The sequence below is a fragment of the Clostridium guangxiense genome (genome assembly GCF_021043395.1).
Classification (GTDB): Bacteria; Bacillota; Clostridia; order Clostridiales; family Clostridiaceae; genus Clostridium_S; species Clostridium_S guangxiense.
Map to the genome: position 1 here is coordinate 307,002 of NZ_JAJNKE010000001.1, position 26,877 is coordinate 333,878.

Annotated in this window: 24 protein-coding genes; all 24 read right to left on the reverse strand. The window is 29.5% G+C overall.

The annotated features are described in order from the left end of the window. Positions 1-185 precede the first annotated feature (185 nt). Positions 186-1,088 (reverse strand): UTP--glucose-1-phosphate uridylyltransferase GalU, encoded by a 903-nt coding sequence (galU, locus tag LQK79_RS01545; RefSeq protein ID WP_231015233.1) that lies wholly within the window; start codon positions 1,086-1,088, stop codon positions 186-188. A 109-nt stretch (positions 1,089-1,197) separates the two neighbouring features. Continuing rightward, positions 1,198-2,268, reverse strand: a complete 1,071-nt coding sequence (locus LQK79_RS01550) for a tetratricopeptide repeat protein (protein ID WP_053241080.1) — start codon at positions 2,266-2,268, stop codon at positions 1,198-1,200. Between the two features lie 91 nt (positions 2,269-2,359). Beyond that, complete coding sequence (locus tag LQK79_RS01555) at positions 2,360-4,090, reverse strand: phospho-sugar mutase (protein WP_231015234.1); 1,731 nt, start codon at positions 4,088-4,090, stop codon at positions 2,360-2,362. 162 nt (positions 4,091-4,252) lie between these two features. Continuing rightward, a complete protein-coding gene (locus LQK79_RS01560) occupies positions 4,253-4,846 on the reverse strand; it encodes a 50S ribosomal protein L25 (protein WP_053241082.1) in 594 nt (197 codons plus the stop codon). A 107-nt stretch (positions 4,847-4,953) separates the two neighbouring features. Beyond that, positions 4,954-5,406, reverse strand: a complete 453-nt coding sequence (locus tag LQK79_RS01565) for a DUF523 domain-containing protein (RefSeq protein WP_231015289.1) — start codon at positions 5,404-5,406, stop codon at positions 4,954-4,956. Between the two features lie 25 nt (positions 5,407-5,431). Continuing rightward, positions 5,432-7,795 carry an endonuclease MutS2 gene (locus LQK79_RS01570; RefSeq protein WP_231015236.1) on the reverse strand — a complete coding sequence of 788 codons (2,364 nt, stop codon included), beginning with the start codon at positions 7,793-7,795 and terminating at the stop codon, positions 5,432-5,434. Position 7,796: 1 nt separating this feature from the next. Beyond that, complete coding sequence (locus LQK79_RS01575) at positions 7,797-10,148, reverse strand: DUF3656 domain-containing U32 family peptidase (RefSeq protein ID WP_231015238.1); 2,352 nt, start codon at positions 10,146-10,148, stop codon at positions 7,797-7,799. Between the two features lie 138 nt (positions 10,149-10,286). Next, the gene (locus LQK79_RS01580) at positions 10,287-11,075 is read right to left on the reverse strand and encodes a hypothetical protein (RefSeq protein ID WP_053241084.1); all 789 of its coding nucleotides are present in this window, start codon (positions 11,073-11,075) and stop codon (positions 10,287-10,289) included. A gap of 138 nt (positions 11,076-11,213) precedes the next feature. Then, positions 11,214-11,741 carry an acyltransferase gene (locus LQK79_RS01585; protein WP_231015239.1) on the reverse strand — a complete coding sequence of 176 codons (528 nt, stop codon included), beginning with the start codon at positions 11,739-11,741 and terminating at the stop codon, positions 11,214-11,216. Positions 11,742-11,790: 49 nt separating this feature from the next. Then, complete coding sequence (locus LQK79_RS01590; RefSeq protein WP_231015241.1) at positions 11,791-12,900, reverse strand: glycosyltransferase family 4 protein; 1,110 nt, start codon at positions 12,898-12,900, stop codon at positions 11,791-11,793. A gap of 10 nt (positions 12,901-12,910) precedes the next feature. Beyond that, positions 12,911-13,441 carry an acyltransferase gene (locus tag LQK79_RS01595; RefSeq protein WP_231015242.1) on the reverse strand — a complete coding sequence of 177 codons (531 nt, stop codon included), beginning with the start codon at positions 13,439-13,441 and terminating at the stop codon, positions 12,911-12,913. 114 nt (positions 13,442-13,555) lie between these two features. Then, positions 13,556-14,359, reverse strand: coding sequence for a glycosyltransferase family 2 protein (locus LQK79_RS01600; protein WP_053241086.1), 804 nt, complete (start codon positions 14,357-14,359; stop codon positions 13,556-13,558). A 20-nt stretch (positions 14,360-14,379) separates the two neighbouring features. Beyond that, positions 14,380-15,267, reverse strand: coding sequence for a glycosyltransferase family 2 protein (locus LQK79_RS01605; RefSeq protein WP_231015243.1), 888 nt, complete (start codon positions 15,265-15,267; stop codon positions 14,380-14,382). A 138-nt stretch (positions 15,268-15,405) separates the two neighbouring features. After that, a complete protein-coding gene (locus LQK79_RS01610; RefSeq protein ID WP_053241087.1) occupies positions 15,406-16,224 on the reverse strand; it encodes a glycosyltransferase in 819 nt (272 codons plus the stop codon). Then, complete coding sequence (locus tag LQK79_RS01615) at positions 16,217-17,014, reverse strand: hypothetical protein (RefSeq protein WP_053241088.1); 798 nt, start codon at positions 17,012-17,014, stop codon at positions 16,217-16,219. Before LQK79_RS01615 ends, LQK79_RS01610 begins: the two co-directional genes overlap by 8 nt. Positions 17,015-17,065: 51 nt before the next feature. Further along, on the reverse strand, positions 17,066-18,139 hold the full coding sequence (locus LQK79_RS01620) for a DegT/DnrJ/EryC1/StrS family aminotransferase (protein ID WP_231015244.1): 1,074 nt from the start codon (positions 18,137-18,139) through the stop codon (positions 17,066-17,068). Positions 18,140-18,211: 72 nt separating this feature from the next. After that, positions 18,212-18,949, reverse strand: a complete 738-nt coding sequence (locus tag LQK79_RS01625) for a glycosyltransferase family 2 protein (protein WP_231015245.1) — start codon at positions 18,947-18,949, stop codon at positions 18,212-18,214. Positions 18,950-18,961: 12 nt separating this feature from the next. Continuing rightward, complete coding sequence (locus tag LQK79_RS01630) at positions 18,962-19,717, reverse strand: glycosyltransferase (protein ID WP_053241090.1); 756 nt, start codon at positions 19,715-19,717, stop codon at positions 18,962-18,964. A gap of 109 nt (positions 19,718-19,826) precedes the next feature. Next, positions 19,827-20,105 carry a DUF3343 domain-containing protein gene (locus LQK79_RS01635; protein ID WP_053241091.1) on the reverse strand — a complete coding sequence of 93 codons (279 nt, stop codon included), beginning with the start codon at positions 20,103-20,105 and terminating at the stop codon, positions 19,827-19,829. 18 nt (positions 20,106-20,123) lie between these two features. Continuing rightward, a complete protein-coding gene (locus LQK79_RS01640; protein WP_231015246.1) occupies positions 20,124-21,218 on the reverse strand; it encodes a hypothetical protein in 1,095 nt (364 codons plus the stop codon). A 1-nt stretch (position 21,219) separates the two neighbouring features. Then, the gene (locus LQK79_RS01645) at positions 21,220-22,362 is read right to left on the reverse strand and encodes an aminotransferase class V-fold PLP-dependent enzyme (RefSeq protein ID WP_053241094.1); all 1,143 of its coding nucleotides are present in this window, start codon (positions 22,360-22,362) and stop codon (positions 21,220-21,222) included. 98 nt (positions 22,363-22,460) lie between these two features. Then, positions 22,461-23,105, reverse strand: coding sequence for a cell division protein ZapA (locus tag LQK79_RS01650; protein ID WP_231015247.1), 645 nt, complete (start codon positions 23,103-23,105; stop codon positions 22,461-22,463). Between the two features lie 170 nt (positions 23,106-23,275). Further along, positions 23,276-25,654 (reverse strand): phenylalanine--tRNA ligase subunit beta, encoded by a 2,379-nt coding sequence (gene pheT, locus LQK79_RS01655; RefSeq protein ID WP_053241095.1) that lies wholly within the window; start codon positions 25,652-25,654, stop codon positions 23,276-23,278. A 17-nt stretch (positions 25,655-25,671) separates the two neighbouring features. Beyond that, positions 25,672-26,691: a phenylalanine--tRNA ligase subunit alpha gene (gene pheS / locus LQK79_RS01660; RefSeq protein ID WP_231015249.1), complete on the reverse strand. Its 1,020-nt coding sequence runs from the start codon at positions 26,689-26,691 to the stop codon at positions 25,672-25,674. Positions 26,692-26,877 lie beyond the last annotated feature (186 nt).

A 26,877-nucleotide genomic window follows, 5' to 3' on the forward strand; every position in this document is an offset into this window, starting at 1 on the left:
CATATCGTAGCATTTTATAAAATATTAACTAATAATTTTTATATTATTTAAATAAATTACATTTTATAATCCTTAATTAGTGTTTTTTTGAATTTATTGCTAAAGGCTAAGAATTTACCAATAAAAAAAAATTGTATCAAAACTGACATCTATTTTATTTTGATACAATTCTTTAATTAATAAGCCTATTTTATATCCTTTTTAAAAAATTTTTCAAATTTGCTATTATTTTTTAAGCTATTTAAATAGTTAGCAAAATTATCTTTTAGTTCATCCCTTTTTAATGCATATTCAACAGTTGCTTCTAAAAATCCAAGCTTATCTCCAACATCATATCTTCTTCCCTCAAAAGCATATGCATACATTGCTTCAGACTGCATTAAAGTTCTAAGAGCATCTGTAAGTTGTATTTCTCCTCCTTTACCTGGTTTTGTATTAGATAATATATTAAATATTTCAGGTGTTATTATGTACCTACCCAAAATAGCTATATCTGATGGAGCCTCTTCCACTTTAGGTTTTTCAACTAAATCTTTTACTTTGTAAACATTTCCATCTATATGCATTCCACTTATAACACCATATTTATAGACTTCTTTATGTTCTACCTTTTGAACTCCTAATATAGTTGTTTTATATTCATCATAGCAATCTATAAGCTGTTTTAAACATGGCTTCTCTGCATCTACAACATCATCGCCAAGCATAACTGCAAACGGCTCATTACCTACAAAAGTCTTTGCACAATTAATTGCATGTCCAAGTCCCCTAGGCTCTTTTTGCCTTATATAATAAATTTCTGCCATATTTGATATATCCTTAACTAATTTTAACAAGTTTTCTTTTCCATGGCTTTCAAGTTCGTTTTCAAGCTCTACTGATTTATCGAAGTGATCTTCTATTGCCCTTTTATTTCTTCCAGTTATTATAAGTATTTCTTCTATTCCAGAAGCTACAGCCTCCTCTATTATATATTGTATAGTAGGTTTATCCACTATTGGTAACATTTCTTTTGGTTGTGCCTTTGTTGCTGGCAAAAATCTTGTTCCCAAACCTGCTGCTGGTATAATAGCTTTTTTAACTTTCATAATTGCATACTCCCTTCGAATATTAATATGAAACAAATAATTTATGCAGTTATTTGCTTCTTTAAATTATTATATCATTTTATGACAATGAAAAGTTAGTTTTATTTGCTTAATCAAACATTGCACTTAATTCTTTAACTACATCATCATCTGGTTTCATCTTTTTTGCTATTTCATAGTGCAATCTGGCCTGCTCTTTATCCCCTTTATTTAAATAGCACATAACTAAATTAGTGCAAATCTCTATAGATTTTGTAGCCTCAAAAGCCTTTCTAAGATATGATATAGCCTTATCAAAATCATTAAGTGCTGCATAATTAACCCCAAGTTCATTAAAAATCTCAACTATGTTATTATCAAGAGCTAAAGCCTCATTTAAATAATATATAGCCTTTTCATAATTTCCAAGTATTCTATATGTCATACCTATATAATAAAACAAAATAGCATCATCTTGAAATTCATCAATTAATTTGACAAACATCTTAAGTGCATCTTTAGGTTTCTCATATATAATTTCCTTAGCTTTTTCATAATTTCTTACATCTTCAACGGAATGTTTAAATTTTGAGATTTTCTCATCTACTTTTCCACCGTATTCTATGTAAGTATTAATAGAATACCATGCACCTTCATAATCTTTGTTTTCATTCTTTATAAATGCCTCATACAAATATGGGCTTGCATAATTTTCAATTTTTTTGGCTTCATCTATAATAGATAATTCTTCCTCTTTAAATTCAGCTTTTTTGTCTCTTATGGTTTCACTTAAGGCTATTAGCTTATCAAAATTTTCTTTAGTTTTTTCAACTGTCATAAGCCCCTTAAGCATTATATATGCATCTTCATATTTTTCATTTTTCACTTCATCTAATATTATGCCCTTGATATATTTAGTAAATTCTTCAAGGTTTTCATTCAATATTTTTGTATATAAATTATTAAACTTAAAAGCTTTATCACCGCCTAACACATAAAACATGCCCTCCACAAAAAAGGACAGTGGAATATCCTTAAATTTTTCTCTATTTTTAACTTTATCTATTACCCTTTCAGCTCTTAAAGGAAAATACTTATTTTCTGATGACTTTACTTTAAATATTTTATAAACACTTTCACTTTTAAACTCAAGGAATATTAGCTTTGAAACTTTTTCTTTAAATTCTTGTTCTATACTCATTAATACACCACCATATCTCTAATTTTAAAATGGAAGGTGATTTTCACCTTCCATTTTAAATAATATACTATATCAAAACTATTTTTTCAATTTATTTAGTAGCTTCATCAATAATATTCATTATAGTTTCAGAAAATTGACGGCTTTTTTTATCAGCATCATCCAAACTCTTTCCCACAACGGCCATATAAATTTTCATCTTAGGTTCTGTTCCTGAAGGTCTTACAACAAACCACGATCCATCTTCAAGAACGAACTTAAGCACATTAGATACTGGTAGTTTTATTTCACTTTCACTATTATTAATAAGATTTTTTTCAATTCTAAGTTTATAATCAAATTTTTTAACTATCTTAACATTATCCACCACTTCAATTTTAGAATGTCTTAAATGTTCAATTGCTTTTTTGATTTTTTCTTGTCCTTCTTTTCCAGTAAGCTCCTTGGAAACTAATGTTTCTTTATAAAAACCGTATTTTTCATAAAGAGAATTAAGTGCATCATAAAGATTCATGCCCTTTTTCTTATAATATAATGCCATTTCGCATATAAGCACTGCCCCAATTACTGCATCTTTATCTCTTACAAAAGTTCCAGCAAGGCAACCGTAGCTTTCTTCAAATCCAAACAAGTATGTATTGGATCCTGTGCTTTCAAATTCTTTTATTTTTTCGCCTATATATTTAAAACCAGTTAGCACATCTATAAGTTTCACTCCATAATGTTCAGCTATTTTAGCAGCCATTTCTGATGTAACTATAGTTTTTATAACAGCTCCATTATTAGGAAGTTTATTAAGTTCTTTTAAAGATGATATTATATAATGAGTCAAAAGCACCCCAGTCTGATTTCCAGTTAAAACTTTATACTCACCACTTCCATCCTTTGCAACAACTCCTATTCTATCACAGTCAGGATCTGTTCCAAATATAAGATCTGGCTCTATAGATTTCGCCATATCTAAAGCTATGTTAAAAACGGAAGACTGTTCTGGATTTGGATATGGAGCTGTAGGAAAGTTTCCATCTGGTAACTCTTGCTCTTTTACTACTGATAAATTTTCATATCCAAGTTCTTTTAATGCTCTTCTTACCGGTATATTACCCGAACCATGTATAGGTGTGTATATTATTTTAAGCTCTTTTGCATAATCTTTCACCAAATCTTTTCTTATCGTAAGTTCTTTTACTTTACCAATATAAACTCTATCTACTTCTTCTCCTATGATATTTAAAAGTCCTTTATTCTTAGCTTCTTCTAAATCCATAGTTTTAACACTAGATAAGCCCTCCAAAGCTTGTATGCATGAAAATATTTCCTCTGCCCCAGCATCAGTGAACTGGTTTCCATCTTCATTATAAACTTTATAGCCATTATACTGCTTTGGATTATGTGAAGCTGTAACAACAACCCCTGCTTTACTTCCAAAATGCCTTACAGTAAACGACAACATAGGAGTTGGTCTCAACGAATCAAAAAGATAAGTTTTTATGCCATTAGCACATAGAACAGCTGCTGTTGTCTCCGCAAATTCCCTTGACATTATTCTAGAATCATGTGCTATGCTTACTGAAATTTCTCCTGTATAATGCTTATGAAGATAATCAGCTAAACCTTGAGTTGCTTTGCCAACAGTGTATACATTCATTCTATTGCTTCCCATACCAATTACTCCTCTAAGTCCACCTGTGCCAAAGTCCAATTCCTTATAAAATCTATCCTCTATTTCTTTTTCTTCCTTAATACTTCTCAATTCATTTTTCCCATTTTCATCAACATATTTAGAATCCAACCATAAATTGTATTTTTCTTTATAAGTCATATTATTCCCTCCTAAAGATTTGCTATAAATATATATAGATATTTTATCTAGATACCATTATTATACTATAAAAAAAATTTTTTTAAATTATTTTATGGTAAAAATTTAAAATTTGTAAATAAAAATCAGTGGAATTCATCTTTTATAGAATTCCACTGATTTTTAATCATTAATAGAATCATTATCCTCTAATTCAACATCACCATAATTTTTTCCTGAGTCACTAACTGATAAGAGAATAGTATCTAATTCATCTACTACTGCTATTTCCTTTGAAAACTCAAAATCACATACTCTTAAGCTATCCCCTGAAGTCATATTGGAAATATCAAAAACCACGTTATTAGGTAAGTTATCTCCTGTACATTTTACCTTTATACTATTTTTAAACTTTTGAGTTACACAACCCTTCGATTTTATTGCATCTTCTCCCTCAAAAATCACAGGGATTTCACTTACAATCTTACCGCTGCCATTTAAATCTTCAAGGTCAATATGAATTAATTTATGATTAACGGGTTCTCTTTGAATTTCCTTTATTAATCCCTTATAATTTTCTCCATTTAAAGCTATGTTTAAAAATCCATGCTCACCTGTAATGCTTATTCTATTATTAAGTTCAGCCTCATCAACGTCGAACATTATATTTCCAACATTCTTACTATACAACACTCCTGGAATTTTACCTGAACTTCTTTCCTTTCTACTTACAGATCTTCCGTGTTTATTTCTAATTTCTGCTTTTAAATTTTCCATATAAATGCCTCCTTATTCATGTATTATTGGCATTTATTCGGATTTTTATACACCTTAACACCAGAGTACAGATGACATGGTGCAAATTACAGTGAAGTTAAAACCCTTCACCGTCCTCTGTATTCTGCCTCTGTTATTACTTCTATTCCATTTTCTAGAAGAAGCTGCGCGGTCACACCATTGCCAGTTATTTTATTTCCACTAAAAGTACCATCATATATTCTTCCGCATCCACAAGAAGGGCTTTTAGCCTTAAGAATTGCCTTTTCACTGCCTACTATTTTTGCAATATTCAAAACTTCATTGGCACCTTTTACAAACTCAACCGTTTTATCTTCTCCAGCTTTATTAATAACCATTGCATTACCTTGCAGAACATCTTTTCCATCTCCCCCTATAATTTCACAAGCTTTTCTTGGAGTCTCAAGTCCTCCAAGCTGTTCAGGACATACTGGCAGAACCTCGCCATCTTTTAAAAGCTGCATTATCTTTTCATCAGCACTGCTGTCACCAGAATATCTGCAATTTATGCCGCATAAACAAGCCGAAACCAATAATATTTTTTTATCCAAGCTCTACACCACCTTACTTAAGCTCTACAACAGTAACACCTGTTCCGCCTTCACCATAATTTCCAAGTCTATAATTTCTTACATGTGGATGATTTTTAAGCATGTCAGTTATTGCATTTCTAAGTGCACCTGTGCCTTTACCATGAATAACCGTGACTTCATTAAGCCCTGCCATGCATGCCTCATCAAGATACTTGTCAGCACTGTACATTGCTTCCTCTGCATCCATGCCTCTTAAGTCCACTGATGTAGCCACAGCCCTTAAATTCAATTTTGCTTCTCTGCGCTTTATGGTCTTATCTGTTTTGCTACCTTCATTTTTGCCTTTTCTCAAATCCTCAAGTTTAACGTTTATCTTCATAATTCCAGCCTGAATTTGGACTTCATTTTTGCTATCAGGCTGGGATATAACTGTTCCTTTCATGTTTAAAGAAGGTATAAATACCTCCTCACCTTCTTTTACTTTTTTAAGTCCTTCACCTTTAAGTTCATTTTTTCTAGCTAGCTTTTCCTCTGCAGCATCAAGATTTTCTCTAAGTCTTCTCCTTGAATTTTCAAGTTCTCTTCTAGCTTCAGAAGAATAACCCATTTTTTCAAGTTCTCTCATATCCTTAAGTATTGCATCTGCCTCTTCTTTTGCTTCAGCTATGATTCTTTTTGCCTCTCTTCTGCCTTCCATTAGAGCCTTTTCCCTTGTATCCTTTATAGAATAAAGTTTTTCCTCATACTTAAACTTAAGTTCCTCTGCTTCGTTCTTATACATCTCAGCTCTTCTTGAATTTTCCTCAGCTTTAACGGTTTTTTCCTGCAAATCTTGTATTAGATCTTCAAATTTTAGAGAATCTTTTGATATTCCCTCTCTGGCATTATTAATTATGTACTCTGCAAGACCAAGCCTTTTGGAAATTTCAAAAGCATTTGATTTCCCTGGTATTCCCATAAGAAGTCTATATGTAGGTCTTAAAGTTTCAACATCAAACTCTACAGATGCATTTTCAACTCCTTCAGTTTTAAGGGCATAAGCCTTAAGTTCACTATAATGTGTTGTAGCTACTAATCTTGAGCCTCTTTTTCTTAAATCCTCAAGTATTGAAACTGCAAGAGCTGCACCTTCTGTTGGATCAGTTCCTGCACCGAGTTCATCAAACAAGACAAGTGATTTATCGTCTGCATTATTTATAATTTCCACTATGTTTTTCATATGAGAGGAAAAAGTAGATAAACTTTGTTCTATACTTTGTTCGTCACCTATATCCGCATAAACTTCTTCAAAAAAGCTAATTGTAGAGTTTTCTTTTGCAGGAATCATAATTCCACTTAAAGCCATGAGTTCTAGAAGTCCAACTGTTTTTAACGTAACGGTCTTTCCACCTGTATTTGGTCCTGTTATGACAATAGAATTAGATTCCCTACCAAGGTATATGCTTAAAGGTACTACTTTTTCTGGATCTATAAGAGGATGCCTTCCATAAACTATATCTATAACTCCGCTATCATTTATATGAGGTGCAACTCCATTAATACTACTAGCATATTTGGCCTTTGCAAATATAAAATCAAGTTCTGTTACAATTCTTTCATTATTTTTAACCGTAACTATACTTCCATACACTTTTGCTGAAAGCTCTCTTAAAATCCTCTCAATTTCTGCTTTTTCTTTAAGCATTAATTCTTTTATTTCATTATTTAAATTTACAAGTCCCATTGGCTCTATAAATAATGTAGCACCACTTGAACTTTGATCATGGACAAGCCCTGGAACCTGAGCTTTACATTCAGCTTTTATAGGAATTACATATCTATCATTTCTTATGGTATATAAATTTTCCTGAAGATAAGCTGAATAGTTTCTAAGCATAGAATTAACTTTGTCTTTAACAGATGAATTTTTATCCTTAAGAGATCTTCTTATACTGCACAAAGCTGGACTTGCTTTATCAGAAATCTCTTCTTCATCTATTATGGCATTGAATATAGCATCTTCTATAGTTTTAAGAGAGACTATTCCCTCGCATATATCTTCAATAACCCTGTGCTGTTCCTCCCCTTCCTTATGGCTTATATACTCTTTAAATCGCCTTCCACACCTTAACATATTTGCAATTCTAATTAGCTGACTTGGCATCAATGAAAATCCTTTTTCTGCCATAGCTACAGCTTCTCTTACATCATAGGCACCTTCAAAAGGAGGTGTTCCTTTTTTCATAGTAAGTGATAAAGCTTCCTTTGTTTCTTCCATATGCTCTTTAACTTCATATAAGTTGCTGTAAGGTCTAAGTTCATCTACAATTTCTTTAGCAGAACTTGTCATTGTATAAGTTTTAATTTTTTCTTTTATTTTGTAATACTCAAGAACTCTGAGTGATTTCTCGTTCAATTTATTCAACTCCTCTTTTATAGCTGCCTCTCGTATAATTCTTCATTTCAATATAGCTTTCTTTCTTTTTAATAAATCCAAGTACTTTTTTAACCTCTTCTTCGCTTTCATCAATAAAATCTATTCTAAGAGAATCAACACCCATATTTTTTATCTCCTCGATTTTATCTAAAAGATTCAATGGTATCGGATTATATATATGGCTTCTGCAACATTTATCAGTAAGCACATTAAAAGGAACTCCCTTTCTATCTTTCAAAACATACTTCCCATTTAAACATGCCCCTATACATTGCCTATCAGAGCATTTGCCCCCAAAGGTACTGCCAATAGGACAATATTCGCTCACCATAGTTTCAATCTTACCATAAACAAGCAATTGAGTTTCCACCAACCTTTTTTCACTTATACTTTTTATTTCTTGCCTTGAAAGTTCAGTACTTATACATATTCCCATTAAATCTTTATAAAAGCAAGCAGCCCAAGCATTAAATATATTAAGTTTATAATCTCCAATAATATTTATCCTACTACCATATTTCTTTATTATACCTGCATTTGCTGTCACTATTCCTTTTATATTATCTATATTTTCATCTATTAATTTACATACATCAATAAATTCGTTCTTTATTATATTGGGGATTTTTAAGTATAAGTTTGCATGTTTCCTAGCATTATATAAATTCAAATTTTTAGGTGACTTTTTAGAAAACATATCAATAATTATATCTTTAAAGCCCATTTTAATAGCCGCATTAAATTGATTTTCAAAGCATATTCCAATCATAAATTCTGGCAACTTATCTTTTCCCTTGCTAACTTCATTATTGAAGTCTATCTTATCTTTTGTTTTTCGCTTAAATTTTTCTGTTATAGATTTCTGAAGTCTTTCAACTAATTCTCTCCTGGCCGAATTTATATAGGATATTGGTAAAAAACCTTCCTCGTAATTTTCAAATTTTATATCTTTCACTTCAAATGGTGTATTACCAGTTTTTCTTAAGTTTTCTTCAAGCTTTTCTCTTGTTATTGGTTTTCTCTGTGCTTTTTCTACGTTTTCCCCAAAATATTCTACATATATTTCTTTATTTAAAACAGCTCTTAAATGCATTGGTGTTGATAACTTAAAAGCTACTACTACATCCGTATCAATTTTCTTTTTATATTTATCTTCATAACTTCCTGATAGTTCGGTTAAAAACTTTTCATCAGAAGTCTTATATATGATATCACCCTTTTTATAAAATTCTGGATACAATCTAACTTTATCTTTTTCTTTTGCCTCCAAAACCTCTTTCCCATTTTTCGTTATTTTGCTTACTACTGCACCTTTGTCTCCAGCTCTTATGCCGTCCTTTAAATTAATTTCTTCCTCTAACAGCACATTACCATCATTCAAAACCTTTCCTAATCTTATTCCTGTATTTTTAGGAAAATTATACGCCATCATATTACTTCCTATATTTCCAAACAGGTATGCTTTTGAAAACCCTTCTCTATTAAATAGCTTTAAAAGCTTTCTTTCTTCAACTTCAGCATTGTATTTTTTACCTGAATATACACTGTCTATTGCCTTACGATAAGCTGATACAACTCCAGCAACATATTCTGGTTTTTTCATCCTACCTTCAATCTTGAGAGATGATGTTCCAGAACTTATTATGGCCTCTATATCTTTTAAAGTACATATATCTTTAGTACTTAAAAAATATCCTTTCTTGCTTTCCATAGTATTTTCATTTATAAGAGTATATGGAAGTCTACAAGGTTGTGCACATCTGCCCCTATTTCCACTTCTCCCACCTATTACAGAGCTCATCAGACATTGACCAGAATAACATACACAAAGAGCTCCATGAATAAACATTTCAGTTTCAATATTTAGGTCTTTTGATATGTACTTTATTTCTTTTAAACTAAGCTCTCTTGAAAGTACTATTCTTTTGAAGCCTAATTCCTTATAATAAAGAGCTCCCTCAGCATTGTGTATTGTCATTTGAGTGGAAGCATGAATTTCAAAGTCACCAAAATTTTTCTTTATAAGTGCTGCAACCCCAACATCCTGTACTATGAGTGCATCCACTCCTATTTTATATAAAAATTTTATGTAATCCATAACATCTTTCATTTCATCCTGCTTTATTAAAGTATTTACAGTTACATAAATTTTAACTCCATATACATGACAATAATCCACTATTTTTTCCATATCTGCATCGGTAAAATTTGATGCATATGCTCTTGCAGAAAATCTACTTCCACCTAAATAAATAGCATCTGCACCATTTTGAACAGCTGCATAAATGCTTTCCACTCCTCCTGCTGGCGCTAATAGTTCAACTTTTTTCATAGGAATCCTCCTGTTCAATTTCATTTATACATTTAATTATACATAAAGTTAGAATTAATACAAATGTTTAATATGAAAAGTAAAAAACTGCCATATTAATTTCTTAATGGCAGTAAAGTTTTTATTATTTAATTTTTATTATTCATTACCTAAATCTTCTTCTAAGTATTCTTGTGTACTTTCTCCATCATCATCTTGTTCATCGTCATCTTCATTTCCAAAGAAATCTTCCTTTTGTGGAGGATCAAATATATCAAATGGAAATTTTAAATTGTTAAAATACTCGCATGGATCTTCAGAAATTTCTTCGCATTTTTTAGGTTTACAGAAACCAGTAGAAGGAACAACTAAATTTACAAGTCTAAATAATTTAATGATAGTAAATAATCCTATAGTTACATTAACAGAATTAGGCACAGGCGCATTATCTCCACTGGTGATAGGTATTGTATATCCAAGCGTTGCTTCCAGAGGATATGAACTTGCCTCAACAAGAACAAATGGTGCTACTTGAAGATTTGAAAATCCACCAAAATCACTATAAACATTGACATCAGTTCCAGTAGAACCAAATAAACTAACCTTTTTGTTAAATAAGCTTCTTGCAGGAACATTAGCTCCTATTGGATTTCCACTTCCATCTCTAAACTGCAATTCATATTGAAACGAAAATTTCAATTCAATATCATAATATCCTCTTCTAAGTAAATTAGGAGATTTATTTACTAAAAAAATCCCACCAATACGAAAAGTATTTGGAACTATAATAACTGCTGCTGCGTTGTTAGGTGGATTAATTGGTTCTTCCGGGGCTAATGCACTATATGCCAATTTTTCAATACAATCTTGCTGTCTACATTGATCATACACTTTGTTTGCAATAATACATTCATCTTTTGTTTTTTCTGTGTAAGAACACTTTGACATTATTCATTTCCCTCCTTACATAAGCTTATAGTAAACATGCTTATAGCATGATATTTAATCTTATATTCATATATTATGATTGTAAAAAAAATATGTGCTTAATTTAGCACTAAGAATAAACATCTTTAATTAAAAACTTTACTTGCACATATTTTTTAAATAGAGTATTTTTTCTTTACTCATTTCTCCTACCTTTTTTATTGGAGTCCCCTCATACAATGAATAAGGTTCCGTAATAGTATTTACCTTTACAAGACTGTTAGGTCCTATAAAGGTTCCTTCACTCAAAGTTACTCCTGGAAGTATTACACAATTAGCCCCTATTACGGAAAACTTTTTTATCGTTATTGGTGCAGAATATACATTTTTAAATTCATCAGGAACAGTAGAATTAGTTAAATAGGAATTAGTATAATCATCTGAACTCATTAATATTTTCGTTCCTTGAGATATACTCGTAAAATCCTCCATCTTCAAAAGCCCATCTCCAGTTATCCCTACAAAGTTTTTTATATGAACATTATTTCCTATTTTTATACCTTTTTTTGCTACAATAAATACAAAATCATCTATAATTACGTTATTTCCTATTTCTATATTGCCAGCGTGTATTATCCTTGCACTCTTGTATATTTTTACGTTTTTACCTATACTTCTAAATTTCATACTATTCCTCCTTTTTAAAAAGCTTGTTTTTTTCTTATCCTTGAAATAATTACAAATATTTTTTTAATACCTGTATTCTTCTACTTACTTGATTTGTTGTATCAAATACTTTCATAAATTTACTTCTTCCATTTTCAGATAAGGTATATAGTTCTTTCATATTAGTTGCATAGTAAATTATCTTAGACACTATATCATCTAGATTCCTTTTTACAATTACTATCTCCTTGCGATCTACAAAATCTCTATTTAAATTCAATAAATCTGTTGAAAATACAGCCGTGCCACATAAAGCTGCCTGAACGCAACATCCTGTTGGAAATCCATCAAATTCACCGTCTAATCTTGCAAAAGGTATATTAGGACTTAAAATTATATCCATACCAGGGTAAAAGCTAACAAAAAAATCTTTTGCTTTATATCCATAGAAAGTAATATTTCCTCCTAGTGCTGATACATCAATATCTCCTCTATTAAATCCTCCTACCACATGAAATCTAAATTTATCGGATATATTCTTAAGTCTCTTACACACTTCTATGAAAGTATCATATCCTTTATCCACCCCTCTTTCAGAATATTTTCCTCCAACAAAACAAATATCAAAGGTACTTTTATCCCTTCCATACTGTTTCTTTCTCTGCGTATTAACTCTAAAATATTCTGAATCATCCACAATACCATAAATATAATCAATTTTATCCGGTGAGATAAGCTTATTATCGACAATATGCCTATACACTATTTCTTGAGTTACAATTACACTTTTAAAAACATTTGAAGAAAATATTCTTCTAAGCTTATTATCACAAACTGCATCATTTAAATGCAGCCCACCTCCAGGATAAAGTGTAAATAAAAATGGTGTATTTTCTCTTTCAAAATATGGCACGAGAAAATAAGCACTATTTAAAAACATAGTATAGAAAAGAGAACACTTAGGCATTACATATGGATTAAATTGCTTTACTCTTCCAGCAAACTGCGGATAAATTCTCACATATTCATTATATGCGCTCAAAAATCCAGCTCCAATTAATGCAGAATAAACCTCACAGTTAGGAAACATTGACATATAGTAATTAAATTCTGTTATTCTGAAATTACTTACGATGCTCGGGAAAAAATCATCTATTACAACTAATTTTTTTTCTCTCATATTCTCACCATCATTTTTTAACCTCATTTATTTTATATTTCATCTTATAAAGCTTCTCAAGTTTTAATATTTTGTCTTTATTCATATTCTTTACTTTTCTTATAGGTGTACCCACATATAAGGAAAATGGTTCTGTAATAGTATTACTTTCAATAAGACTGTTAGCCCCAATAAAAGTTCCTTCGCTTAAAATAGCTCCCGGCATAATAACACTGCTAGATCCAACTATAGAAAATTTACCAAGTCTAACAGGAGCTGAAAAGTATTCAAAATATTTATCATCCTTAAAATAATAATTACTAGTAAAAACTCTTGTACCACTTGCTATCCCACTAAAATCCTCCATTACAAATTCTTCATTTCCTGTTATACTGATAAAGCTGGTTATATGAATATTGCTGCCTATTTTAACGCTTTTATTAGCACATATAAATGCAAAATCATCTATTATAACATCGTCTCCAATTTCAATATTCTCTGGGTGTATTATTATAGCTTTTTCATATATGGTTACGTTTTTTCCTTTTTTCTTAAATTCCATAACCTTCCCCTTCTATAAATAAATGCAATAAAATTTAAAGTTTAATTGTACCAAGATACCTTATACACTAAGATATCTATGGTACACATAAATTTCAATAAAATAGATTTGTTATTAAATTGCTTTTATTTTAATTTCATTAATCCTACGACAGATTTTACTTTTGTTTTCTATAAATTCCTTATTATACTTATATCCAAGAAAACTATTGTATTTATCTATACAATTTAAAGTAGTATTTAGCTGCTCAAATTCTGATCTACCACTCCAAGTACCAGAATCTAATATAGGATGAACAGACGCTGACTGCGGCAGATAACCTATTAATCCATATTGTGATACAACTATATTTATCATCCAATCATAAACAAGCATGTCATAAAGTGAATTATCTATATTTCTGATGACACTTGCCCTGTACATGCAGCCCGAAAAATTTTGAATAAAGTTATTTTTTACCAAGTCAGAAGTATTAAAAAGTAAATACATAACATTATCAGGAAATTGTTGTATTGGTATATTTAAATTATTAGGAAATGCAGCAATAATTTTGTTAAAAACCATTGAGCATTCTGGATGATTTATTAAAAAATCCATTTGAAGTTTTAACTTCATATCACTACTCCAATAATCATCGCCCTCCAAAACAGCTATAAAATCTCCGCTGCACTTGCTAAAAGCGCTTTTGTAATTCTTAGTTATACCTAAATTTTGAGGGTTACTAAATATTTTTAATTTATCTCCAAATATAGCCTTATATCGACTAACTATATTTACCGTATTATCCGTCGAAGAATCATCAGCCACTATAATTTCATAATCATAGAAAAATTTTTGCATTCGCACACTTTCAATTGCTTTTTCAATGTGTTTTTCATGGTTATAGGTTATTATTAATATACTCAATTTATAACTCATATTATCACCCTATAGTAAATTTATATCATTTTTAATTTCTTTAGTAGTGGCCAGTATTGCTTAAAACATTCAATTGAAGTTATTATAGGTATAAGAGGTTTAACTAGTAAAGTCCACTCAGAATAAAAGCGAGAATAAAAATCTGCAGGAACAACACTTATACTGTAGCCATAATCTACTAAAATCAAAGATTCCAATAAGATTTTTATTCTTATTTCTTGTGACATAGTATTTTGTGATTCGTGTATTCTAAAATAGCTTAAAGTATCACTCATATACACAAAGTTTCCAGTTAAAAGTAAAGATATCCATGTAGCTATATCAACTAATGCATAAAATTGTCTGCCATTTAACAATCCAAACTTACTTACATCTCTTTTTCTAAATAAAACTGTAGTAGGTTCCCCTATAAAATTCCCTTGCAGAATTAATTTTCCTATAGCATGGAGCCCAGCTATAGGTTGATTCATATTTGCTATCGGTTTTGTTACGTCAATATCTGCTAGCAAATTCCCATTCTTATCTATAATTCCCCTATGCGAAGTCACTAGTTTAATATTTTCATATATATAAAAACATTGAATCATTTTCTCTATTTTATATCTATCAAATATATCATCATCATTTAAATAATTAATGAATTCACCATTGGCTAAACTATAGCATTTGTGCATATTAATTAATCCACGTTCACCCAATTGCCCTCCGTTGAAAAAATACTTAATATTTTTATATACTTTCATATATTTTTCTACGATATTTTTTGTGCGATAATCTGTACTATCATCACATATTATTATTTCAATATTTGCATAACTTTGACTTAATGCACTTATAAGAGATAACTCAAAATATTGTGGTCTATTATGAGTAGCTATAAGCACACTTACAAGAGGATTATTATCCATACATTTATCACCTTTTCATCCTTGAATTTCAAAAATATTCCTTTATGAAATTATTCTTATAGTTATATGTTATGCTAGTAGATTTTTATAATTTACAATATTAAATAAAAAAGGATACATAATATCCTTTTTAATATTCTAGTCCCCACTTTTAGACTTACCATTAAATTCTTGTAACTGCTTTTCATACGATGCTTTACTAGCTAAAAAATAATCATTATACTTGTAACGTAAGAATTTATTATAGTCATCACAAGACTTTATAATTGATTTTATTTTATCCTCTCCACTTTTTCCATTCCATGCCCCATTACTGTGAATTCTATAAACAGAAGTAACCTCTGGTAAATATGCTATAGGTCCTTTTTGAGATATTGCAATATTAAACATCCAATCATACACTTCCATATCAAAAAGCACTGGGTCTAACCTTTTTATAACCTCATTTCTGTAGATACATGATGAAAAATTTCCAATTAAATTTGATCTTATCAAATCCTCAGTTCTTATAGTTATATATTTAAAATTATTACAGGAATACGTTTTTCTAGATACATTGCTATCCATATCATACATTACGTACCTATTAAGTGCTCCCGAATATTCTTTATGAGAATCTAAAAAATCAGTTTGTATTTGAAGTTTATACGGAGATACCCAATAATCATCACCTTCTAAAAGAGCAATGTATTCTCCACTGCACGCCTTAAATCCTCTTTCATAATTTTTAGTTATTCCTACATTTTTTTTATTATCTAATATCTTTATTTTTTCTGGATACATGCCTTTATAATGTTTTATAACCTCTAAAGTTGAATCCTTAGAACAGTCATCAGTTACAACAATTTCAAATTTATAACTAGTAACTTGCATAAAAATGCTTTCAATAGCCTGCTTTACAAACTCAGAATTGTTATAGGTTATAAGAAGTACACTTACCTTTATATTTTCATTCATTTTTTATCACCTTATATTTCATATATTTATCACTATTTAATGTATGCACAACAAAATCACAATATTTATCATGACTCCAAAATTCATCATGTGATTTAGATAGTTTGTATTTTGTATAAGGATTGTTTAACTTAGAATATATATTCCAGGTTAAATGAATAAACTTATTGACTTTAGTTTTTGCCCATCTTTTTCCTAAAACATTATAACAATAATCTAACATTACAGAGTCTCTAAATTTTAACTTTTTATCATTCATATACTTTAAAAATTTTCTTAAATCTTCTGTTTTCATAAATAATAGATGAGCACCTGTGGGACACTCAATATAATCATGGCATATATTTATGGGCTTTGGTATCCAATTTACTGCATCTTTAAATTGCCTCAAGGGTAAATTATCACTTATAAGATCTACACCACAGACTAAAACTTCACTATGCCTGTTTAAAATATTTCTTTCTTCATCTAACCATTCTAAAGAGTTACCTTTTATATCTCCATCTGTTATAACTATATTCTTGTATTTATGCAAATCAATTAAATCCGCTTGAAAAAACTCTTCCACAGCATTATTACTTATATTATCCATGAATTCTATATACATAGAAATTTGCTTTGTATTTAAAAGGCTCATTAAATAGGGTTTTATTTTGTTTTCTGTATTTATACTTTTATTTTCAATTATAAAAAATTCAAGTTCATTGCTACATTTAAGCAAAAAATCTAGCGATTCCTTTATAATTTCAACATTATAGTAAACTAAAACGATACAAGGTATTTTCTTCAACTTTTATTACCCTCCATAAAACATTAAAATCAATCCGTATCAAATCTATTTTTATATATTTTTATTTACTATATCTACTATAGTTTTAAGTTCCTTAATTTCAATAGAATCATAAAAAGGCAAACAGAGAATTCTCCTAGATACATCATTTGCTACTGGTACATTTGCATTATCTCTGACATATGATAAAGTGCTCAAACTTGGATAAAAATATCTCCTTGGATTTATATTTTCTCTTGAAAGCATTTTCATCACTCTAATTACACATTCCTCACTATTTAGTATAATTGGAAAGTAACTATAATTAAGCGAAGATTTTTCATTGTGTTTTTGAAAAATTATATTACCTTTTAAATGATTCATATAATATTCATATACTTTTCTTCTATTATCAATTATTTTATCTATATCATCTAAAATACATAAACCCATTGCAGCCTCTAATTCATTCATTTTTGCATTTATTCCAAGCTCACTTATACTATTTACTCCATCTATGCCAAAATTAATCATGAGGCAAGCTTTTTTATAAAGTTCATCATCCTTAATTACAAGTGCGCCACCTTCTATAGTATGAAAAATTTTAGTAGCATGAAAACTCATTATAGAGATATCACCATAATTTAGTATACTTTTATTTTCATATTTAACACCAAAAGCATGAGCAGCATCATATATAACTTTAATCCCATAATTTTTGGCAATTTTATCTATATATTCTACCTCGCATCCATTTCCAAATACATGAACTGGAACAATCCCTGACACCTTTGGTGTTATATTCTTTTCTATTGATTTTTCATCTATATTTAAAGTTTCACTATTAATATCGACAAACTTAGGGTTTAATCCTTCCCATACCTGACTACTTACAGTAGCTACAAATGTAAAAGGTGTTGTTATTACATCTCCTGTAAGTTTTAAAAGCTTATATGCTATTTGCAGCGCCAATGTTCCATTTTGAACTAGCAATATATTTTTAACTCCAAGATAATCTCCTAATTCCTTTTGAAGCTTTTTTAAAAATTGACCATTGTTTGTTACTACACCACCGCTAAAGATCCTTTTTAAATAGACATTGTATTTATCAAGTGAAGGAATATAAGTTTTAGTTACATTAATCATATTCTCATCTCTCCTTACACATCCCATACTTACATGTTATGCATAAGTATACTTACATTTTACAAATATATATTAATATTCATTAAATATTACATCATATTTTGCTCCCCATTTTTTTTCAAATTTATCTCTATTCATGTTAAGAAGCTTTAAGTAATCATATCTGAAAAAAGATACTCCACCATAATGATATATAAAAGTATCTCTACATAACACAAGTTTATAACCAGCCCTCCTAATTCTTAAGGAATAATCATCATCTTCATAATTTCCAGGTGAAAATCTCTCATCTAAAAGACCTATTTTATTAATCACTTCTCTTTTAAAAAAGAAGCAAAATCCTACAAGCTTACTTCTGTTTTCCCATTTACTTGGATTAGATATATTGTATTTTTTACACCACTTTATCATGTCATTTATTGAATCATATCTTAAATTTATACTTTGTTTATTAGAACATTTATTTGTAATCGGTCCTACAGCTCCTATGTTTTTACTACTATATAAACATTTTCTCAAATTTTTAAGCCAATTAGGAGTTACAATAACATCATTATTCAATAAAAGAATATCATTACCACATGCTGCTCTTATCCCTTGATTGCATCCTATTGGAAATCCAAAATTTTCATTATTATATATTACTTTTATATCCCTTTGCATACTAAGCCAATTTTTTGTGCCATCAGTAGAATTATTATCAACTACTATTATTTCATAATCTTTTTCAGTATATTTTCTTATACTCTCTATACAGTTTTTAGAGTATTTTAATCCATTATAGGTTAAAATAATTATGCTTGTCTTCATAGCATTCACCTTCTATACTGTTACAATACTCAAATTATTGTTGCAATTTATCTTTTTTGTAATTCTATATAAATCCTTAGCCCCTATTTTCCATGTATGGTCTGATAGTTCTTTATGCTTTACATAAACATAGTTATATCTATTACCAGAATATACATTCATATTAGCTTTTATACAGTCATTTACAAAACTTGAATCCTCAGCTAAATTTAGATCTCTGAATCTAACTTTTTCAAATACTTTTCTTTTTACAATAAAAGTTGAACCTGCAATATAAGGAGTATATTTATTATTGTATACTGCATTCATTATTCCTATAGAATTATACTTTTCATAGTAAATAAAATATGAAGCTTTACCTACAATGTCAACATCAACATATCTAAAAGTATTTACAGCATCTAGAATATAATTTTCACCATAATAATCATCATCATCAATTTTAGCTATATAACTATATTTTGAAACTTCTACACCATAATTCATACAATATCCAAGGCTTATATTTTCATCAAGCTGATATACCTTAATATTTTCATATTTCCTGGCCTCTTTAATGTAGTCATCTATATTCAACTCATTATTGTTAAGTATTATTATTAATTCTTTATTTTCATAATTGCATCTTAAATAATTCATAAATATATTTTTTATATACTTTATTTTATTAGTTGGAACTATTATAGAAACACCTGGCTTGGTACAATATTGAAATTTTTTACGCAAATCCAAAATACATCTTTTTTCATCTTCTATCTTAAATATCATCTTCTATCACTTCTCATCATTAAAATGTCTTATATACCTTAACTAGTATACATTATACGTAATTTTAAAAAATTGTTACAAAAAAAGATGGTACTTAACCATCTTTAATCTAATAAACTTTTTCATAATCTTTTTTTCCTTTATAATTTGTTATTTTATATATACCTCTTATTTTTATCCCGCTGTTTTTTATCTCATCCATTATTGTATCCATATATTTTTCCTTAAATCTAATACTATGAGTACATGAAGTAGAAATTTTACATGGAGTTTGAATTATCTTAGTTGTTATTCCCTTTTTACCTAATATTCCATATAAATAAATTGCATGATTTTGAGATTTAAAAACCGCTAGATATTCATTCTCTAAAACTTTTGTTTCACGCAATATACCAGCCCCTTAAATTTATAACGATTTTCTTATCCATGTCCATTCCTTTATTATGGCTACATCACAGTTGCTCTTCAATATATTTATATGCTTTTCACCTACTAATGTATATACTATTTTTATTCCATTTTTATACAAATCATTAACAAATGTGTAGTATACATTTTTAAGGTATGCTATTCTGTTTATTTTGTTCTCATCCAAGTACAATTTAGCATAACATTTTTCATTTTTTACAGTTATTTTTGCGTAAAACTTACCGTAACTTGTTGAAAACTTGTACAGACTATTAGGATCTTCATTTTCTTTAAAACGCTTAGGACACATTTTGAAAATTGGTACACATTTACTGCTTACATGGTTTCGGCTATTTTTTGCATATTCGTTTATTCCTCTTAATCTGCTATTTTCAATATTCAATTTTATACTATAGTTTTTATACATTTCCTTATACCCTATACTTCTAAATTGTTCAATATATTCACCATTTACTATTCTATCAATATTATTAACATTGTTTTTTTTAGCTATTTCAACTATTTCTTTTTCTATATTTGAATAAAGTTTCTTATATTTGTTATCTGAGAAATCTACGTAATGTATGAATGCATACTGCTGAAAATCTTTTTCATCTTTTTCAAAACTTATTATAGCGGTTGCATAAGTAGCCTTATTTTGAAGCATCTTTAAAACATATGTTTTTTCACTTAATATTATATTCATTAAATCTGGATTTAAATTTTGTATTCCTTTTAAGTAACTTTCCTTCTCATCCGATTTTTCTATAACTTCACAACTAATCTTAGGACCTTCCTTAGGTAATACTTTGGTTTTTGAATCAGAATTACTACTATTACTATTATTATTAATTTTATTTTGTGATACATTTTCACCTTTGATATTAGCAGCAACTCTACTGCTGGTCCCACTATATATGTCCTTTATTTTATTTAGAAAACTTCTCAATTCTTTTCCTGCTTTATAATCACTGATACTCATATTACTATCTATGCTTTCTTTGTAAAATTCTAATGCTTTTTTTACAATTTCTTCATATGTCATACCAGTTTTAATCCCATAATCCCTTATCCATTCCTCCATATCTTTCATATTAATCTATCCCTCCATGAATTTCATCTAAGGCTTTTACAACTTGTTCTATTTCCTCAAAAGTGTTAAAGTATCCTAGACTTATCCTTACAGTTCCCTTATTTTTAGTTCCAATAACCTCATGTACTAAAGGAGCACAATGGTATCCATTTCTAACTCCTATACCTTTTGAGTTAAGCATAGCCGCAGTGTCAGAACTATCTATACCATCTATATTAAATGAAACAACGGCACTTCTATCTTCCATATTTTCTTTTCCATACAAAATTATATAATCCCTAAGTTTCAATTCTTTTAAAAGTGCTTCAGTAAGTTCAAATTCATGTTTTTTTATATTTTGTATTCCAGTTTCTTTTATAAATTTAACGCCAGCGTACAAGCCTGCAATACCTGGAGTATTCAATGTCCCACTTTCAAACTTATCTGGAAGAAACTCTGGCTGACGCATTGAATAAGAATTGCTGCCAGTTCCTCCACTTTTAAACTCTGAAACCTTTAAACCTTCTTTTATATACAATACTCCTGTACCTTGTGGTCCCAAAAGTCCTTTATGTCCTGGAAGTGCCATAATATCTATATTGCATTTATCTACATCTATATCTATAGTTCCTGCACTTTGAGAGACATCAACCATAAAAATTATTCCATGTTTCTTTGCAATTTCTCCTATTCTTTCTATATCTTGAATACTTCCAGTTACATTTGAAACGTGATTTACTACAATCATTTTTGTGCTTGACCTTATTTGCCCTTCTATGTTTTTAGGATTTACAAAACCATACTTATCAGCCCCAACTATACTGCTTTTTACAGATTTTTTCCTAAGATAATTTATAGGTCTAAGTACAGAATTATGCTCCATAACAGTAGTAATTACATGATCTCCTCTTTTGAGTATACCTTTTATCCCTATATTAAGTCCTTCTGTAGCATTTGATGTAAAAATTATATCAAATAAATTTGGTACATTAAATAGTTTAGCAATTTCTTCCCTTGTGTCCATTACTTTTTTAGCCGCCTTAACAGCCATATCGTATGAACCTCTTCCTGGATTTGCAGCATAATTTTTCATACATTCTATAACTGCTTCATAAACCGTATCTGGTTTTGGAAAAGTAGTTGCAGCATTATCAAGATATATCATAATAACCCACCTAAAATAATTATTCATTCTATCTTATGAAAATAATATCAACATTAACACCAAAAAATAAAAAACCTACTCATTTGAATAGGCTTTTATCATTTTGCATTTTCCTTTAGACTTTCAGCAATTTGTTTTCTTGTCTTTGCTAAATCTATTTGATTTTCAAGGTACTTATTTTCTAAATCTATAACCTTATACTTTAAACTATGTATTGTAAACTTAAGATCCTTATTTTCCCTAGAAACTTTATCATACATACCCTTGTACTTCTTTATTTCGTTTTCCATAATTGCAAGCTGTTCTGTAAGTTCTTCTACTTGTGTATCTTTTCCTTTTAAACCCTTAAGTTCCTTGACCTCAGTCAAAAGTTCATTTTTTTCATTATTAGACTTTAACAACTTTTCATTTAGTTTATTATATTCAATCTGATTTTTTTTCTTTATTTGTCCAATTTCATCTCTTGCTTTTTGAAGCTCGATTTTCAAATCACTTTCTCGCTTCTTATAAATTTCAATTTTGTCAATTAATTCATCATTTTCATAGCCAGTCTTAAACATATCATCTGCCACATTCAGTGCAGTCAAAATAGCAGCATCTGCTGTACTTAACTTTTCATTATTTTCTATTATATTTTTAATTTTCTTATCAACATATTTTTCTACTGTCCTTAAGTACTCTTCTTTTTCTTCTCCTCTTAAACAATATTCCATACCATTTATTTTTATGGTAATTAAATTCATATATAACACCTTCAATTCTATATATAGTTAAACTCTTTACTTAGTACATGAAACTTAACTTTTTAAAAACTATATATCTGAAAAGTCTTTTATAACTATTTTAACACATAATTAAGTATTGGAAAATAAGAAAGTGAAAGTAATTTTATAACACTTTCACTTTCTTATTATTATCTTAATTCTGCACCAATTAAATGTTCAAGAGTATTTACAATTTTATTGTGAACTTTTTCAACTTCTTTTTCTGTAAGTGTTTTATTTTCATCTCTATAAGTAATCGAGTATGCTACACTCTTTTTACCTTCTGGAACTTGTTTCCCCTTATAAACATCAAAGAGCTTATAACTTTCAAGTATGCTGCTGCCTTGTCTTTTTATTATATCTTCAATTTGCTGCACTAATATATTTTCATCAACAAGAACTGCTATATCCCTTGTTACAGCTGGAAATTTAGGAATTGGCTTGTATTCTTTAGTGATTGATGTATTTTCTATGAGTTCGTCAAGATTCATCTCTGCTATATAACATCTTTCCTCAACACCATAGTTTTCAGCTACATCTGGATGTATTTCTCCCATAATACCAAGACATTTATTTTTAAGCATAACTGAAGCAGTTTTACCTGGATGGAAAGTTGGATTTTCACTTTCTCTAACATATGATACATTTTCTATTCCAAGTATTTCTAGCAAATTCTCAATTACACCTTTTAGATCAAAATAATCTACGTTTCCGTACATACCTACAGTTATCACATTTTTTTCTTCTGGAATTTTACATTCATTTGAAGCTGGTATGTAAACTTTTCCAATTTCAAACAATCTTGCAAATTCATTACTTCTGCTGTAATTTCTCTGAAGAGCTTCCATCATTGAGTGAAGAGTAGTAGTTCTCATTACACTAAAATCTTCTCCTAATGGATTTCTTATTTTAACAACATTTCTAAGCTCACTATCTTTTGGAATAAGAATTTTATCAAAAACTTTAGGGCTTATAAATGAATAACTTATAGATTCATTTAGTCCTGAAGCAAGTAAACTTTCAACAACCATATCTTTTATTATTTGCTTCCTACTTTTTCCCATCCTTATACTTGGTGACTGTATAACTGTAGAATCAATGACATTATAACCATGTATTCTAGCAACTTCTTCTGCAATATCTTCTCTTATATTTATGTCACTTCTAAAAGTTCTAGACAGTACCTTAAGTATATCACCATTTATTTCAGTATCAAGTTCTAATCTATCTAAATATCCCTTCATCTCTTCTTTAGAAAGTTTTGTTCCTAAAAATTCATTTATCCATTTATAATCTACTTCAACATAGTGTTCTGTAATCTTTTCAGGATATATATCTGTAACGCCTTCTGCAATTTCTCCTGCGTTAAGTTCCTGTATTAAATTACATGCTCTATTTAAAGCTTCTTCACAAAGATTAGGATCAAGGTCTTTTTCATATCTTCCAGATGCTTCAGTTCTAAGTGCTAATTTTTGAGAAGATACTCTTATATTAGTTCCATCAAAGTTAGCTGATTCAAATATTATTTCATTTGTATCTTCTGTTACCTCTGAGTTTAAACCTCCCATTATTCCAGCAATAGCAACACTTTTATCTCCATTTTTTATCATAAGCTGATTTTTACTTAAAGTTCTTTCAGTTCCATCTAAAGTTGTAAACTTTTCTCCTTCTTTAGCTCTTTCAACTACTATCTTATTTGAACTTATCATTCTCTTATCAAAAGCATGCATTGGCTGACCAAGCTCAATCATAACAAAATTAGTTATATCAACTATATTGTTTATTGGTCTTACACCTGCAAGAGTAAGTCTTTCCTGCATCCATGCTGGTGAAGGCTCTATTTTTATATTTTTAACAACACGTGCCATATATCTCTTGCAAAGTTTATCTTTAACTTCAACAGTTAATTTATCTTTAATATTATTTTCTGCTGTTTCATTAAAATCAAATTTAGGTTTTCTATATTTAATATTAAGTGTTGCTGCTGTTTCTCTAGCCATACCAATTATGCTTAAGCAATCTGGTCTGTTCGAAGTTATTTCAAAATCTAAAACAGGATTGTCAAGTCCCAGAACATCTTTTATATCTTTTCCTACTTTTGTATCTTTATCTAAAATCATAAGACCATGTACTGGATTTTCTTCTGTCACCCCTATTTCTTCTGCTGAACACATCATTCCATTAGATACTATTCCTCTTAATTTACCCTTTTTTATTTTAACTCCTCCAGGAAGTGTTGAACCATGAAGAGCCACAGGTACTATATCCCCTTCTGACATGTTATTAGCTCCTGTAACTATTTGTATTGGTTCCTCTTTTCCAACTTCAACCTGACATACAACTAATTTTTCTGCATCAGGATGAGGCTCTATTTTTAGTATTTTACCAGTAACTACATTTTGCATTTCCTCTCCACTTGTTATTACTTCTTCAAGTTTTGAACCAGAAAGAGTAAGTATATCTCCAAGTTCTTTTGCATTTATATCAACATCTACGTAATCTTTAAGCCATTTATAAGGTACTTTCATATTCTTCTAATCCTCCTCTAAAATTGATTCAAAAATCTCATATCACTTTCATAAAGTTGTCTAATATCATCAATATGATGATCTAACATAACTATTCTATCAAGTCCAAGACCAAATGCAAATCCACTGTAAACTTCAGGATCTATTCCGCAGTTTCTTAAGACATTAGGGTGGACCATTCCGCAGCCCCATAATTCTATCCAGCCTTCTCCTTTACATACTCTGCATCCCTTTCCTCCACAGGCAAAGCATGTAACATCAGCTTCAGCAGATGGTTCAGTGAATGGAAAATGATGTGGTCTAAATTTCATTTTTGTATTTTCTCCAAACATTTTCTTTGCAAACATTTCAAGCGTCCCTTTTAAATCGGAGAATCTAATTCCCTTATCTATAACTAATCCTTCAACTTGATAAAATATTGGTGAGTGAGTTGCATCTGCAGCATCAGAACGATAAACCTTTCCAGGTGAAATCATTTTTATAGGAGGTTTCTCATTAAGCATAGTTCTTACTTGTACTGGTGAGGTTTGTGTTCTTAAAACCATATCATCATTTATATAAAACGTATCCTGCTCTCCTCTTGCTGGATGATTCTTAGGTATATTCAACATTTCAAAATTATACTTATCATATTCTACTTCAGGACCTTCTTCAATTACAAAACCCATATCCATAAATATACTTTCAATTGCTTTTAACGTTAAATCTGTTGGATGTCTGTGCCCTATAAACTTTTTTTTACCTGGCATAGATATATCTATAACTTCATCCTTTAATTTGTTTTCTTTTTCCGCTTTTTTTATTTTATTTGAAGTTTCTGATATAAAACCTTCGAGACTGCTTCTTATTTCATTAGCTAATTTTCCAACTACAGGTCTTTCCTCAGCACTTAAGCTTCCCATTCCTCTGAGTATTTGAGTAAGTTCCCCCTTCTTTCCAAGATATTTTACTCTTATGTTTTCAATTTCAGTTTTACTAATAGCTTTTTTTAAATCTTCAAGAGCGCTATTTTTTATTGCTTCTAATTTTTCTTTCATAAAATATTTTCTCCCTTCCTAGTGAAATCAGTTCAACTATTAATTCATATATGCATCATAATTCCTTGGAAATTGTCATTTTCAAACATGTATAAATTAAGTTTCACCTTGATTGCCCTTTATAACTTTTTGGAAATTAAAATATAAAAAAACCGCCCCCTAAATAAAAAGGGACGGAATAACTCC